Origin of the sequence: Amycolatopsis sp. NPDC051071, assembly GCF_040682875.1 — a bacterium.
GTDB lineage: Bacteria > Actinomycetota > Actinomycetes > Mycobacteriales > Pseudonocardiaceae > Amycolatopsis.
On sequence record NZ_JBFBBY010000203.1, the window covers coordinates 1 to 12,292 of the forward strand.

Here is a 12,292-nt window from a genome sequence, read left to right on the forward strand (position 1 = left end):
CGCAAGGAAGGGGGCCTTCATGTACTGGGGAAGGTGTGAAGGTCGAGTTTCTGCGGCTGAGCCGAGGGAAGGGGTCCTTCACGCGCCGCCGTGGTGACTGGTGGTGCTGCTGGGGCTCGTTATGGGCCTTCCGGGACGAGCGAGGGGAACCTTGCGGAACTCTAGCTCCCTCAAGGAGTCCTTCAAGGACCGGCCGCTACCCGGCCCACCCGCCATAGGTACCTAAAACACCCTTCGCTAGAACGACCCAAAATACTCATGACCACGACCTCCACCCTGGGGATGACCTACGCCGGACGGACGCGCGAAAGTCACGCGCCCGGCTAGGTTCGCCGTATGAAACCGCCGGCCGCGCTTCCCTCACGGGTATCGCACCTTCTCGACGTGCTTCTCGCGCTGGTGCTGGTGGTGGCCGTCGGCGGGAACCTGGCCGCGGGGACGTGGACGTTCAACGTCGCCATCCCGGTCTGGCTGGCCTGGGCCGCGATCGCCACCTGCGCGGCCGCGATCATGCTGCGACGGCAGCAGCCGGTGGCGGCCTTCTGCCTCGCGCTGGTCACGATGGTCCCCGCCTCGCTCGCGGGCGGCGGCCTCGGCCCGGCCACCGCGCTGGCCACCGCGACCGCGCTCTACACCGTGGCGATGGACTACCCGCGGTCCCGCTCGCTGATCGCGATGGGCGCCGGCCTGGTCGTCGTCGTGTTCCTGGAGCTTCTGCACGTCGGGCCCAACACCCTCGCCTCGACCGCGTTCGCCGGTGGCGGGATGGCCGGTTCGTGGGCGCTGGGCTGGACGGCGCGCCAACGGCAGGCGAACCTCACCCAGCTCTCCGAGGCACAGGCCGATCAGGCGGTTTCCGACGAACGGCTGCGCATCGCGCGCGAAATGCACGACGTCGTCGCCCACAGCATGAGCCTGATCGCGGTGAAGGCGGCGGTGGGCAACCACGTCGCCCGCGAACAACCGGAAGAAGCACGTGAAGCGTTGCGGGTCATCGAACTCACCAGCCGCGAGACGCTCGTCGAACTCCGGCGGATGCTCGGCGTCCTCCGTTCCGGTGATGGCACGCCGGAAGCGGCACTCGGCCCCGCACCGAAACTCGCCGAGCTGCGCACGCTCGCCGAACGCGCCGGACAGGCCGGGGTACGCGTCGAGCTGACCGGCGAGGAGCTGGACGACCTGCCCGAGGGTGTCGCCCTTTCGGTGTACCGCATCACGCAGGAAGCGGTCACCAACGTCGTGAAACACGCGGGGCCGTCGACCTGCCGGGTCGCCATCACCGAGGGCCAGGGTGAGATCAGCGTCGAGATCGTCGACGACGGACGCGGCGAAGGCACTGTCGCGACCATCGGCGGACATGGCTTGATCGGCATGCGGGAACGGGTCGCCGTCTACGGTGGGGACTTCGAAGCGGGCCCGCTGCCCGCCGGGGGATTCCGGGTGTACGCGCGGCTGCCGTACGCCGTCAAGGAAGCAGGGACACGATGATTCGCGTACTGATCGCCGACGACCAGGCGTTGCTGCGCGGCAGTTTCCGCGTACTCGTCGACAGCGCGCCCGACCTCGAAGTCGTCGGCGAGGCGGGCGACGGCGTGGAAGCGGCGGAACTGGCCGAGAAGGAACGCCCCGACGTCGTGCTGATGGACGTCCGCATGCCGGAGCTGGACGGGATCGAGGCGACCCGGCGGATCTGCGCGTCGGCCACCACCGAAGGCGTCCACGTACTGATGCTGACGACCTTCGACCTCGACGCCTACGTCTACTCGGCGCTGCGTGCGGGCGCGAGTGGCTTCCTGCTGAAGGACACCCCGCCCGCCGAACTGCTCTCCGCGATCCGGGTCGTCGCGGCGGGCGAAGGACTGCTCGCGCCGTCGATCACGCGACGGCTGATCGCCGAATTCGCCCGGCTGCCCGAACCCGGCCAGCGCGTCGCGGCGTCACTCGACAGCATCACCGCACGCGAACGGGAAGTGCTGGGCCTGATCGCACGCGGGCTGTCGAACGACGAGATCGCGGGCACGCTGCACCTCGGGCTAGCGACGATCAAGACGCATATCGGCCATCTCCTGCACAAACTCGCGGCACGGGACCGGGCGCAGCTGGTGATCGCGGCGTACGAATCCGGCCTGGTGCGGGCGGCACTCTAGGACGTGTCCAGGCAGGACGTTGCCTACGCCACACGCGAAGTGACCGCCGAGTAGCTAGGCTGCGGATTCATGAGCAGTGCGACGGAGCCGCTCGGGACGCCACCCGAGGATGAACCGGACATCCACACCACGGCCGGCAAGCTGGCCGACCTGTACCGCCGGTATGACGAGGCGGTGCACGCGGGTTCCGCGAGGGCGGTGGAGAAACAGCACGCCAAGGGCAAGAAGACCGCTCGCGAGCGGATCGACCTGCTGCTGGACGAAGGCTCGTTCGTCGAACTCGACGAGCTGGCGAAGCACCGCTCGGTCAACTTCGGCCAGGAGAAGAACCGGCCCTACGGCGATGGCGTCGTCACCGGCTACGGCACCGTCGACGGCCGTCCGGTGTGCGTGTTCAGCCAGGACGTCACCGTCTTCGGCGGTTCGCTCGGCGAGGTCTACGGCGAGAAAATCGTCAAGGTGATGGACCTGGCGATCAAAACCGGCCGCCCGATCGTCGGCATCAACGAAGGCGGCGGCGCCCGGATCCAGGAAGGCGTCGTCTCGCTCGGGCTGTACGGCGAAATCTTCAACCGCAACGTCAAGGCGTCCGGCGTCATCCCGCAGATCTCGCTGATCATGGGCGCCAACGCGGGCGGGCACGTCTACTCCCCCGCGCTGACCGACTTCGTGGTGATGGTCGACAAGACCTCCCACATGTTCATCACCGGCCCCGACGTCGTGAAGACCGTGACCGGCGAAGAGGTCTCCTTCGAGGAACTCGGCGGCGGGCGCACGCACAACACCCGTTCGGGTGTCGCGCACTACCTCGGTTCCGACGACGAGGACGCGGTCGCCTACGTCAAGGAACTGCTCTCGTTCCTCCCGGCGAACAACCTGTCCGAAGCGCCGCTGTTCGAGACGGACGGGCCGAAGGGTGCAGGCACGAGGTACTCGTCTCCGGCGAGTGCCCATCAACACAGCTTTGACGACGTCAGCGAGTCGGACCGCGAACTCGACACGCTGATCCCGGACTCGCCGAACCAGCCGTACGACATGCACGAGGTCATCAACCGGGTGGTCGACGACGGCGACTTCCTCGAAGTACACGAACTGTTCGCGCCGAACATCCTGGTCGGCTTCGGCCGGGTCGACGGCCGCAGTGTCGGGATCGTGGCGAACCAGCCGACCCAGTTCGCCGGCTGCCTCGACATCGACGCGTCCGAGAAGGCCGCGCGGTTCGTGCGCACCTGCGACGCGTTCAACATCCCGGTGCTGACCTTCGTCGACGTCCCGGGTTTCCTGCCCGGCACCGACCAGGAGTGGAACGGCATCATCCGGCGTGGCGCGAAGCTGATCTACGCCTACGCCGAAGCAACCGTCCCGCTCATCACCGTCATCACCCGCAAGGCGTACGGCGGCGCGTACGACGTCATGGGGTCGAAGCATCTCGGCGCGGACATCAACCTGGCGTGGCCGACCGCGCAGGTCGCGGTCATGGGCGCGCAGGGCGCGGCGAACATCGTGCACCGCAAGACACTCGCCGCGGCCGCCGCCGACGGCAAGGACGTCGACGCGCTGCGTGCCGAACTGATCCAGGAGTACGAAGACACCCTCCTGAACCCGTACGCGGCGGCCGAACGCGGTTACGTCGATTCGGTGATCGTGCCCGCGCACACCCGCGGCCACATCGCGAAGGCACTCTCCCTGCTCCAGGGCAAACGCGAGTCGATGCCGCCGAAGAAGCACGGGAACATCCCGCTGTGAGCGCGCCCGAAACGCCGCTGCTGCGGGTCGTCCGCGGCAATCCGAGCGACGCCGAACTCGCCGCGCTGACCGCCGTCGTCGCGGCGGCGGCCGTCGCGCGGGCTCCGGAACCCGCGCCGAAACGGGAATCGTGGTGGGCGGACAAGGCCGCGTTGGTGCGGGCTCCGCTCGCCCCCGGCGAGGGCGCATGGCGGGCCTCGGCCCTTCCTCGCTGACCCGGCCCGGCGAACAGCGCGGATCCGCCTCGCGCGGGCTATCGTTGCGGGCCTGGCGTTTGCCAGGTCCGCCGAACCGTGATCGCCCCAGAAGGCCGTGCGTGACGAACCAGGACCATCTCTCCACCGAATTGCGCCGTCTGCGCAAAGCCGCCGGTTTGTCCGGTACCGAAGCGGCGAGACTGACCGGCCTCAGCCAATCCAAGGTCTCGCGGGTCGAAACCGGTGCCTTCATGCCGACCGAGGACCAGGTCGTCGCGCTGTGCCGTGCCTACCGCGCGCCCGCGTCCGTCCGGCGGGCCTTGGTCGCGATCACCCGCGACCTGCGTGAAGAGGCCGCTTCCGCCCGCGTCGTGCTCCAGCGGGGTGCCTGGCGGATGCAGCAGCGCATCGGCAAGATCGAGACCGCGTCGGCCCGGATCCGGAGTTTCCAGCCGACCATCGTGCTCGGCCTGCTCCAGACCCGCGACTACATCACCGCGTTGTTCGGCGACTCGCTGCCGGACGGTGAACGCGACCAGACCGTCGAGGCACGTCTGGAGCGCCAGCAGATCCTCGAATCGAACCGTGAGTTCCACTTCGTGCTGACCGAAGGCGCCCTGCGCTGGAACATGGGCGGGGCGGTGACCATGCTGGCGCAGCTCGACCACCTGATCGCCCTGTCCTGCCGAGGGCGGGTGCGGCTGGGCGTGATCCCGTGGACGGCACCGGTCTCGGTCCCCGTTCTCCACGGTTTCGACATCTACGACTCCCGCGCGGTACTCCTCGGCACGCAGACGGCGACGGCGCTCGTCACGGACGAGCGCGAAGTCGCCGACTACGAGAAGAACTTCGTCGAAGTGGAGCGCTACGCCACCTACGACGGCGTCGCGTGTGCGCATCTGGCCCGGATCGCGGACGACTACCGGCGGCTGATCGGGTAAATCACTTCAGTGACCAAGTACTCTTGGGCTTATGCACCCTGAGAGTGCATCGTGAGTAAAGCAGCTGTCGGTGAAGGTCCCCCTTTCTGCGCCAAGCGCGATCTTGGGGGCCTTTCAGGACCGTTCGCCGACCAGCAGCGGCAAATCACCCGAAATTGACAACTTTGCCTCCGCGCAACCCGTCTACTTGCCGAAACAGTCACTCGGGAAAGGCACTCCGATGGCCACCTGGCACGAACGCATGACCAACTGGCACAAGTCGACTTACACGCACTGGGAAGAGAACGCCTGCGTCGAGGTCGGCGGACTGCCCGGCTTCGTCGGCATCCGCGACACCAAGCAAGGGGAACTGCCGGACGAAACCCGGCCGATCCTGGTGCTCCCTGCCGCGTCTTTCGCCGCTCTCATCGATCATTTGGGCCGATGAACGACGTCGCCGAGCCGTATATGGTCCACGATCCGCGGGAGATGGCGGGCCAGCTGATCAACGGGAACTGGATCGTCGCGCGCTGGGAGCACCTCGGCGAAGACGAGGACCTGGAGCTGTGGACTGCGGTGCTGCGCGAGAACTGCGAAGAACTCGACGTCGACCCGTTCGTCATCAACATTCCCAGGAAGAGCCTGACCATCGTCTTCAACGGCGCGCTCCCGGCGCCGACCTTCGAACAGCTCGAGAACTCGATAGCGGCCGTCGAGTACCACCGCTTCCTCGACCGGGAGATCGGGCCGAGACGCCTCAACTAGGGCGTCTTGGGGGCCGCGCGCATCCCGATGTACACACAGTCCGTACCGGTCGAGAGCGTCGAGAAGACCACGGGCATCCAGTCGTCGCTGAAGGACGGCCCGGCTCCTGACGCCGCGAACACCGTCTCCGTGACGGGAACCAGGTCCATGTCCAGTGTCGGCGAGAAGTCCTTCATCCCGTCGACGAACTCGTACGTCAGCTTCAGGTCTTCGCCCACCGTGATGACCACACCTTCGCGCCGGTAGACGCCCGCGAACCGCGCCATGTCCACGGACGGCGGTTCGGCGGGCGGCGCGAAGGCGTCGGGAATCCGGACATCGGCGAACTCGTCGAGCAGTTCGCGGAACAACGAAGCGTAGAGCCGGCGCGCACCACCGCCGTTGGTCACCAGCGCGACCGCCACCCCCGCCGACGGGACCACCCGCAGGTAGGCGTACTGCCCGATGGACGCGCCGTCGTGACCGAAGCCGGGGGTGCCGTCCCAGTCGTAGAGCGTCCAGCCGAGCCCCCAGCCGTCCGCGCTGACCGTCCATTTGTCGGGGACGTCGACCTCGCGGTGCTGCATCGCCTCGACGGTTTCCGGTGCCAGCACCCGCGTCCCGTCCGGCGCGCTGCCGCCGTCGAGATGCATCCGCGCGAGCCGGACGACATCGCCGGCGGAGGCGATGACCCGGGCGCCCGGCCCGGCCGACCTCGGCATGAGATCCCAGGCCGCCGCGGGCTCCGGATCCTGCCCGGGTTCGCCGAGATGACTCATCGCCGCCCGGAAGCTCAGCGCCTCTTCGGGCAGGGTCATCGACTGCTTCAGCCCGAGAGGTTCGAAGATCCGCTGCTTCAGCGCCTCGTCCCAGGTCAGCCCGGTCAGCACCTCGGCGATCCGGCCGAGCACCTGGTAGCCGACGCTGCTGTAGGACACCGCGGTTCCCGGACGGCAATCCATGGCGACGCCCTTGCTCGCCTCGACGTAGCGGGCGATGCAGTCGTCGCCCCGGCCCGTGTCGAGGGTGAAGTCGCAGGTCAAACCGCTGGTATGACTGAGCAACTGGCGGGTGGTGATCGTCATGGTCGCTTCCGGGTCGATCGTCTCGAACTCCGGCAGCACCTCGATCACCGGGACGTCCAGATCCAGTTCGCCCGATTCGGCGAGCTGCATGATCAGGGTGGCGGTGTAGATCTTGGCGACCGAGCCGAGCTGGAACACCGAATCGGTCGTCGTCTCGACGCCGGTTCCGCGGTGGAGCACCCCACTGGCGAGTTCGTGGAGCTCGCCGCCTGCCAGGACGGCGAGCACGGCGCCCGGAACGTGGTGAGCGGCACGGAGCTCGTCCAGCTTGGCCTGCCAGCGTCCGGCGTCCCAGTTCACGGTGTTCGTCATGGGTCTTCCCCTCGTTGCGTACGTTGTTCCGGCTATGCGCACACTGTACGCATACGCGTGCATCGTGCGCAACTGGGGGACGTACTTGAACTCCGGTCAAGGCATGTCATATAGTCCACGCGGAATAATCGGCACGGAATCTTCCGAGGGGATCATTGATGGCCGCGAAGCTCACTCCGCTCGCCATGGCGGTGCTGGAACTCCTCCACGAGCGGCCCATGCATCCGTACGAGATGGCACAGCTGATGAAGGAGCGCTACGTCAGCACCCGCGTCAAAGTGAAGGCCGGATCGCTCTACCACGTGGTGGATCGCCTACAGCAGAACGGTTTCGTCGAGATCGTCGAAACCCAACGGGACGGGAAACGTCCCGAACGCACCGTGTACGCGATGACGGACGCCGGACGCGACGAGTTCGTCGACCGCGCGCAGGACATGCTGAGCACCCCGGCCGAGGAGTATCCCGAGTACCTCAGCGCGCTCGCCGTCATCGACGAACTGGGCCCGGAGATGTCGATCACCCAGCTCAAGCACCGCTTGCTGCGGCTGCAGGCCTCCGTCGCCTCCGATCAGGTCATCCTCGAAAACCTGGTCAACAAGCACAAACTCCCGGAGGTCTACTGGCTCGACTGGTCCTACGCCACCGCGCGCCGGACCTTCGAGCTGGAGTGGACCCGAAAACTCGTCGAGGATCTGGAATCCGGCCGCATCCGGTTCCAGGACCACTGCAAACCACACCTGAACCTGGTCACCGAGGAAGCTACCGATGAACGCGAGACAAGCTAATCCCTGGGCCGCGCTTTCCGCGCTGTGCCTGGGTTTCTTCATGATCCTGCTGGACACCACGATCGTTTCGACCGCGATTCCCGCGATGCTGCGTGAACTCGACGCCGGGTTGAACGCCATCGTCTGGGTGATCAGCGTCTACCTGCTCACCTATGCGGTGCCGATGCTGTTCGCCAGCCGTCTCGGCGACCGGTTCGGCCCGAAACGGGTCTACCTCGCCGGGCTCGTGGTGTTCACCCTGGCATCGCTGTGGTGCGGCCTGTCCGGCTCGGTCGAGATGCTCATCGCCGCCCGCGCGGTGCAGGGCCTCGGCGCCGCGCTGATGACGCCGCAGACCCTGGCGTACATCAGCCACCTCTTCCCGCCGGCGAAACGCGGGCCCGCCATGGGACTCTGGAGTGGTGTCGCCGGTATCGCGGCGATCGTCGGGCCACTGCTCGGCGGCGTGCTCGTCGACCACCTCGGCTGGGAATGGATCTTCTTCGTCAACCTTCCGGTCGGCGTGGTCGCGCTCGTACTGGCAGTGCTCAAGGTGCCGGACTGGCAGCCGAAGCACTCGCATTCCTTCGACGTGCCGGGAATCCTGCTCTCCGGCGCCGGACTGTTCTGCGTCGTCTACGGCGTCCAAAATGGACAACACTACGACTGGGGACGCGCGTTCGGCCCGATCACCGTCTTCGAGATCATTGGCGCCGGTATCGCCATGCTGATCGCTTTCGTGCTGTGGCAACGCTTCAACCGCAACGAACCCCTTCTGCCGCTGGGTGTTTTCGCGAACCGCAACTTCTCCGCCGGAACGCTGACGTCGGTCACCGTCGGCTTCGCGATGACCGGCATGTTCCTGCCGCTGGTAATCTACATCCAGGCCGTCCTCGGCGAATCCCCGACGATGTCCGGCCTGCTGTTCGCGCCGATGTCGTTGCTGGCAGGCATGATCGGCCCGTTCGTCGGCCGGGCGTCGGACAAGGTCAACGGCAAGGTCCTGCTCGTCATCGGGCTGGCCGCACTCGCCACCGGCATCGGGCTCGTCGCACTGATCGCCCGTGCGGACGCCAACGCGTGGACACTCACCCCGGCGCTGCTGGTGGCCGGTGCCGGGATCGGTTTCATCTTCGCGCCGATGAGCAACCTGACGATCAGTTCGGTTGAGCCGCGGCTCATCGGGACCGCTTCGGGCATCTTCAACACCGCCCGGCAGGTCGGCGGCGTACTCGGCAGCGCCGCCGTCGGCGTGCTGCTGCAGGCCCGGATCAGCACGTCGATCGCCGACGAGGCAAAGTCGGCCGCCGCCTCTCTGCCGGAGCAATACCGCGCGCCGTTCGCGGAAGGCATCGCGCAAGCCGCGGAATCGACCGGCGAGTTCGGCTCTACCGGACCGGCCGCGTTCCCCGGCCTGCCGTCCGGCTTGGCCGAGCAGGCGCAGCGGCTCGCGGTGGAGTCTGTCCACAACGGACTGACGGATGCGGCACGGGTGACCCTGCTGCTGCCTGCGGCCGTGCTCCTGCTGGGTGTACTGGCGGCGCTGACCATGCGGCGTCCGGCGCCTCGGCCTCCCGCTCCGGTCTCGGCTCCGGCTGCCGCCTCGGCCTGACCCGCGGTTGGTCGGCTACTCGCGGCCTGACCCGGTTGGTCGGCTACTTGCGGTTTGACCGCGGTTGGTCGGCTACTTGCGGCCTGAGCCGCGGTTGGTCGGCCACTTGCGGCTTGGGCGGGGGCGCCGCAAGCAGGTGACCGACCACCACGCCTCCTGCCCTTGCCCTCGCCCTGCTGCCCTGCCGTCCTGCCGTCTGCCCTGCTCTCCTGCCGTCTGCCCTGCCCTCCTGCCGTCTGCCCCTGCCCTCCTGCCCCCGTCCTACTGGCGACGCATGTCGCAAAGGCCCCCTTGAGGACGTTGAACGTCTCAAAGGGGGCCTTCAGGACACCCCCGGGCGCCTCCTCGTCCGCAAGTAGAGGACTAAACGCGGCGACCCAGCGCCTTCTCGCCGCCCCCGAAGTACATGAAGGCCCCCTTCCTTGCGCCTAGGTACAGGAAGGGGGCCTTCATGTACTTGCAGAAGGCGTGAAACTCCACGTCCGGATGTCCCCGGTCACAATTAGGCAACGACGAGCCGTCGAGTACCTTCCAGAGGTGCGTTTCGTCCTCGCGTCCCAGTCCCCCGCCCGCCTCGCCGTCCTGCGCTCCGCCGGCATCGAACCGAGCGTCGTCGTCTCCGGCGTCGACGAGGACGCGGTGGCCGCGTCCCTGACCGATCCGGCCCCGGAGGAACTGGTCCGCGCGCTCGCCGCCGCGAAGGCCGAAGCAGTTTTCGAAACCCTCGCCGGGACCCACGACGGAAGCGCGGACCTGGTCATCGTGGGTTGCGATTCAATGCTGTCGATCGGCGGGAACATGGTCGGCAAGCCGATCACGCCGGAGGTGGCACGCGAGCGCTGGGCGTCGATGGCTGGCAAATCCGGTGAACTTCTCACCGGCCACGCGATCATCCGCGTCGTGAACGGCGAAAAGACGAAGGAAGCTTCGGGGACCGAAGGAACGGTTGTTCGCTTCGGCAAGCCGTCGCAGGAAGACATCGAGGCCTACATCGCGTCCGGAGAACCACTCCAGGTGGCGGGCGGCTTCACACTGGACGGGCGTGGTGGCTGGTTCGTCGAAGGAATCGACGGGGACTTCTCAAGCGTCATCGGGATCAGCCTGCCGCTGACCCGGCGTTTGCTGACCGAGGTCGGCGTAAGCGTCGTCGATCTCTGGAATCGTCCCGCATCCTGAGACAGCTCCCACACGATCGGGTGATCCGGAAGAGTCCTGCCCTGCCGAACGTTCTTCACGTACGGCCAATCAGGAAACTTTCACGCACCGGAGTCGCCCCGTGTCTTTCATTCGGACCTACACCAGGCCAAGGGTCTTCGCGGCGGCGGTCCTCGGCTCGCTCGTCGTGGGTGCCCTTCTCGGCGTCCTCGCCAGGACCACCGAAGCGAGCTGGCTGACCGAGCTGCTCGACCAGATCGGCACGATCTTCACGACGCTGCTGCAGATCGCGGTCATCCCGCTGGTCTTCACGGCGATCGTGGTCGGCATCAACAGCCTGCGCAACCTCGGCGGCGGCAAGAAGGCCGCCCGGCTGGGCGGCAAGACCGTCCTGTGGTTCGCGATCACCTCGTTCATCGCGTCGCTGATCGGCATCGGCGTCGCGAAGCTGTTCAACCCGGGCAGTGGCGGCCTCGGCGAAGGTGTCGCGGCGACCGCGAAGAACGCCGACAAGGCCACGAAGAGCGTCGACCACTGGGGTTCCTGGAGCGCCTTCGTCGACGGCTTCCTCCCGAAGAACTTCCTCACCGCCTTCACTGAGGGTGAGACGCTTCAGGTGCTGTTCCTCGCCGTGCTGATCGGCGCGGCCGCGTACAGCCTCGGCGACAAGGCCAAGCCGTTCGTCGACTTCACCACCAGCGTCTTTGAGATCATCCAGCGCTACCTCGGCTGGATCGTCCGGCTGGCCCCGATCGGCATCATCGGCCTGATCGGCGCGGCGGTGGCGAACTACGGTGACGCGCTGTTCCGGCCGCTGTTCACCACCACTCTCGCGGTGTACGTCGGCTGCCTGCTGGTCCTCTTCGTGGTCTATCCGATCCTGCTGCAGTTCGTGGCGAAGGTCAGCCCGCTGAAGTTCTTCTCCAAGGCGGGTACCGCGATCCAGTTCGCGTTCGCTTCGCAGTCTTCGGCCGCGACGCTGCCCCTGACCCGGCAGTCGGCCGTCAACCTGGGTGTCCAGCCCGCGTACGCCGCCTTCGTGGCTCCGCTGGGCAGCGCCACGAAGATGGACGGTTGCGCCGCGGTGTTCCCGGCGATCGGCGCGATCTTCATCGCGAACCTGTCCGGTGTTTCGCTGAACTTCTGGCAGTACGCCGGGATCGTCGTGGTCGCCGTGCTCGGCGCGCTGGCCACCGCCGGCACCACCGGCTGGCTGACCGCGCTGACCCTGACCACCGCGTTCATCGGGCTCGACGCGCAGCAGGTGGCGCTCGGCATCGCGCTGATCTACTCGGTGAACCCGATCATGGACATGATGCGGACCGCGACCAACGTCGCGGGCCAGATCGTCGTGCCGGTCGTCGTCGCCCGCGGCGAAGGCCTGCTGGACGACGAGGTGCTCAACTCGCCGACAGACCCTTCGCCCTCTGACGACGGCGAAGCGGCTACGTCGGAGAAGGAGCCCGTCGCGGCTGGCTCCAAGTAGTCCTTGGCAAGTACATGAAGGCCCCCTTGCTTGCGCCGGCATGGTGCGGACATCGCCGGACGGCAAGACCTGCTGGCACGACCGGCGAACCGGTTCGGTCGTGGTCCCCAACACCTGGACGGAC

The 12,292-nt window shown here is 67.3% G+C and carries 12 protein-coding genes; 11 read left to right on the plus strand and 1 reads right to left on the minus strand.

What is annotated here, in order from left to right:
- Nucleotides 1-336: 336 nt before the first annotated feature.
- The 7 genes from AB0M65_RS36505 to AB0M65_RS36535 all read left to right on the plus strand — a co-directional run bounded on the left by AB0M65_RS36505 (nucleotide 337) and on the right by AB0M65_RS36535 (nucleotide 5,775).
- The gene (locus AB0M65_RS36505; protein WP_364038580.1) at nucleotides 337-1,488 is read left to right on the plus strand and encodes a sensor histidine kinase; all 1,152 of its coding nucleotides are present in this window, start codon (nucleotides 337-339) and stop codon (nucleotides 1,486-1,488) included.
- Entirely contained in the window at nucleotides 1,485-2,147 is a 663-nt protein-coding gene (locus tag AB0M65_RS36510) for a response regulator transcription factor (protein WP_364038583.1), read from the plus strand. Before AB0M65_RS36505 ends, AB0M65_RS36510 begins: the two co-directional genes overlap by 4 nt.
- A 69-nt stretch (nucleotides 2,148-2,216) precedes the next feature.
- Complete coding sequence (locus AB0M65_RS36515; RefSeq protein ID WP_364038586.1) at nucleotides 2,217-3,893, plus strand: acyl-CoA carboxylase subunit beta; 1,677 nt, start codon at nucleotides 2,217-2,219, stop codon at nucleotides 3,891-3,893.
- Complete coding sequence (locus AB0M65_RS36520) at nucleotides 3,890-4,108, plus strand: acyl-CoA carboxylase subunit epsilon (protein ID WP_364038589.1); 219 nt, start codon at nucleotides 3,890-3,892, stop codon at nucleotides 4,106-4,108. The genes AB0M65_RS36515 and AB0M65_RS36520 overlap by 4 nt, the downstream gene beginning before the upstream one ends.
- Before the next feature lie 101 nt (nucleotides 4,109-4,209).
- Nucleotides 4,210-5,031, plus strand: a complete 822-nt coding sequence (locus AB0M65_RS36525) for a helix-turn-helix transcriptional regulator (protein ID WP_364038592.1) — start codon at nucleotides 4,210-4,212, stop codon at nucleotides 5,029-5,031.
- Nucleotides 5,032-5,251: 220 nt separating this feature from the next.
- On the plus strand, nucleotides 5,252-5,458 hold the full coding sequence (locus AB0M65_RS36530) for a DUF397 domain-containing protein (RefSeq protein ID WP_364038595.1): 207 nt from the start codon (nucleotides 5,252-5,254) through the stop codon (nucleotides 5,456-5,458).
- Nucleotides 5,455-5,775 carry a hypothetical protein gene (locus tag AB0M65_RS36535; RefSeq protein WP_364038598.1) on the plus strand — a complete coding sequence of 107 codons (321 nt, stop codon included), beginning with the start codon at nucleotides 5,455-5,457 and terminating at the stop codon, nucleotides 5,773-5,775. The genes AB0M65_RS36530 and AB0M65_RS36535 overlap by 4 nt, the downstream gene beginning before the upstream one ends.
- Here the strand turns inward: AB0M65_RS36535 and AB0M65_RS36540 are convergent.
- Nucleotides 5,772-7,151 (minus strand): serine hydrolase domain-containing protein, encoded by a 1,380-nt coding sequence (locus tag AB0M65_RS36540; RefSeq protein WP_364038601.1) that lies wholly within the window; start codon nucleotides 7,149-7,151, stop codon nucleotides 5,772-5,774. The two genes, AB0M65_RS36535 and AB0M65_RS36540, sit on opposite strands and share 4 nt — an antisense overlap.
- Before the next feature lie 158 nt (nucleotides 7,152-7,309).
- Between AB0M65_RS36540 and AB0M65_RS36545 the strand changes: the two genes are divergently transcribed.
- The 4 genes from AB0M65_RS36545 to AB0M65_RS36560 all read left to right on the plus strand — a co-directional run bounded on the left by AB0M65_RS36545 (nucleotide 7,310) and on the right by AB0M65_RS36560 (nucleotide 12,168).
- Nucleotides 7,310-7,936 (plus strand): PadR family transcriptional regulator, encoded by a 627-nt coding sequence (locus tag AB0M65_RS36545; protein ID WP_364038604.1) that lies wholly within the window; start codon nucleotides 7,310-7,312, stop codon nucleotides 7,934-7,936.
- Nucleotides 7,917-9,527, plus strand: coding sequence for a DHA2 family efflux MFS transporter permease subunit (locus AB0M65_RS36550; RefSeq protein ID WP_364038607.1), 1,611 nt, complete (start codon nucleotides 7,917-7,919; stop codon nucleotides 9,525-9,527). The genes AB0M65_RS36545 and AB0M65_RS36550 overlap by 20 nt, the downstream gene beginning before the upstream one ends.
- Nucleotides 9,528-10,064: 537 nt before the next feature.
- On the plus strand, nucleotides 10,065-10,703 hold the full coding sequence (locus tag AB0M65_RS36555; RefSeq protein WP_364038610.1) for a nucleoside triphosphate pyrophosphatase: 639 nt from the start codon (nucleotides 10,065-10,067) through the stop codon (nucleotides 10,701-10,703).
- Between the two features lie 100 nt (nucleotides 10,704-10,803).
- Nucleotides 10,804-12,168, plus strand: coding sequence for a dicarboxylate/amino acid:cation symporter (locus AB0M65_RS36560; protein WP_364038613.1), 1,365 nt, complete (start codon nucleotides 10,804-10,806; stop codon nucleotides 12,166-12,168).
- Nucleotides 12,169-12,292: the final 124 nt, after the last annotated feature.

Coding starts and splice junctions, on each gene's coding strand:
- AB0M65_RS36540 (WP_364038601.1), bottom strand. CDS start 7,151: ATGACGAACACCGTGAACTGGGACGCCGGACGCTGGCAGGCCAAGCTG.
- AB0M65_RS36510 (WP_364038583.1), top strand. CDS start 1,485: ATGATTCGCGTACTGATCGCCGACGACCAGGCGTTGCTGCGCGGCAGT.
- AB0M65_RS36535 (WP_364038598.1), top strand. CDS start 5,455: ATGAACGACGTCGCCGAGCCGTATATGGTCCACGATCCGCGGGAGATG.
- AB0M65_RS36545 (WP_364038604.1), top strand. CDS start 7,310: ATGGCCGCGAAGCTCACTCCGCTCGCCATGGCGGTGCTGGAACTCCTC.
- AB0M65_RS36550 (WP_364038607.1), top strand. CDS start 7,917: ATGAACGCGAGACAAGCTAATCCCTGGGCCGCGCTTTCCGCGCTGTGC.
- AB0M65_RS36505 (WP_364038580.1), top strand. CDS start 337: ATGAAACCGCCGGCCGCGCTTCCCTCACGGGTATCGCACCTTCTCGAC.
- AB0M65_RS36530 (WP_364038595.1), top strand. CDS start 5,252: ATGGCCACCTGGCACGAACGCATGACCAACTGGCACAAGTCGACTTAC.
- AB0M65_RS36515 (WP_364038586.1), top strand. CDS start 2,217: ATGAGCAGTGCGACGGAGCCGCTCGGGACGCCACCCGAGGATGAACCG.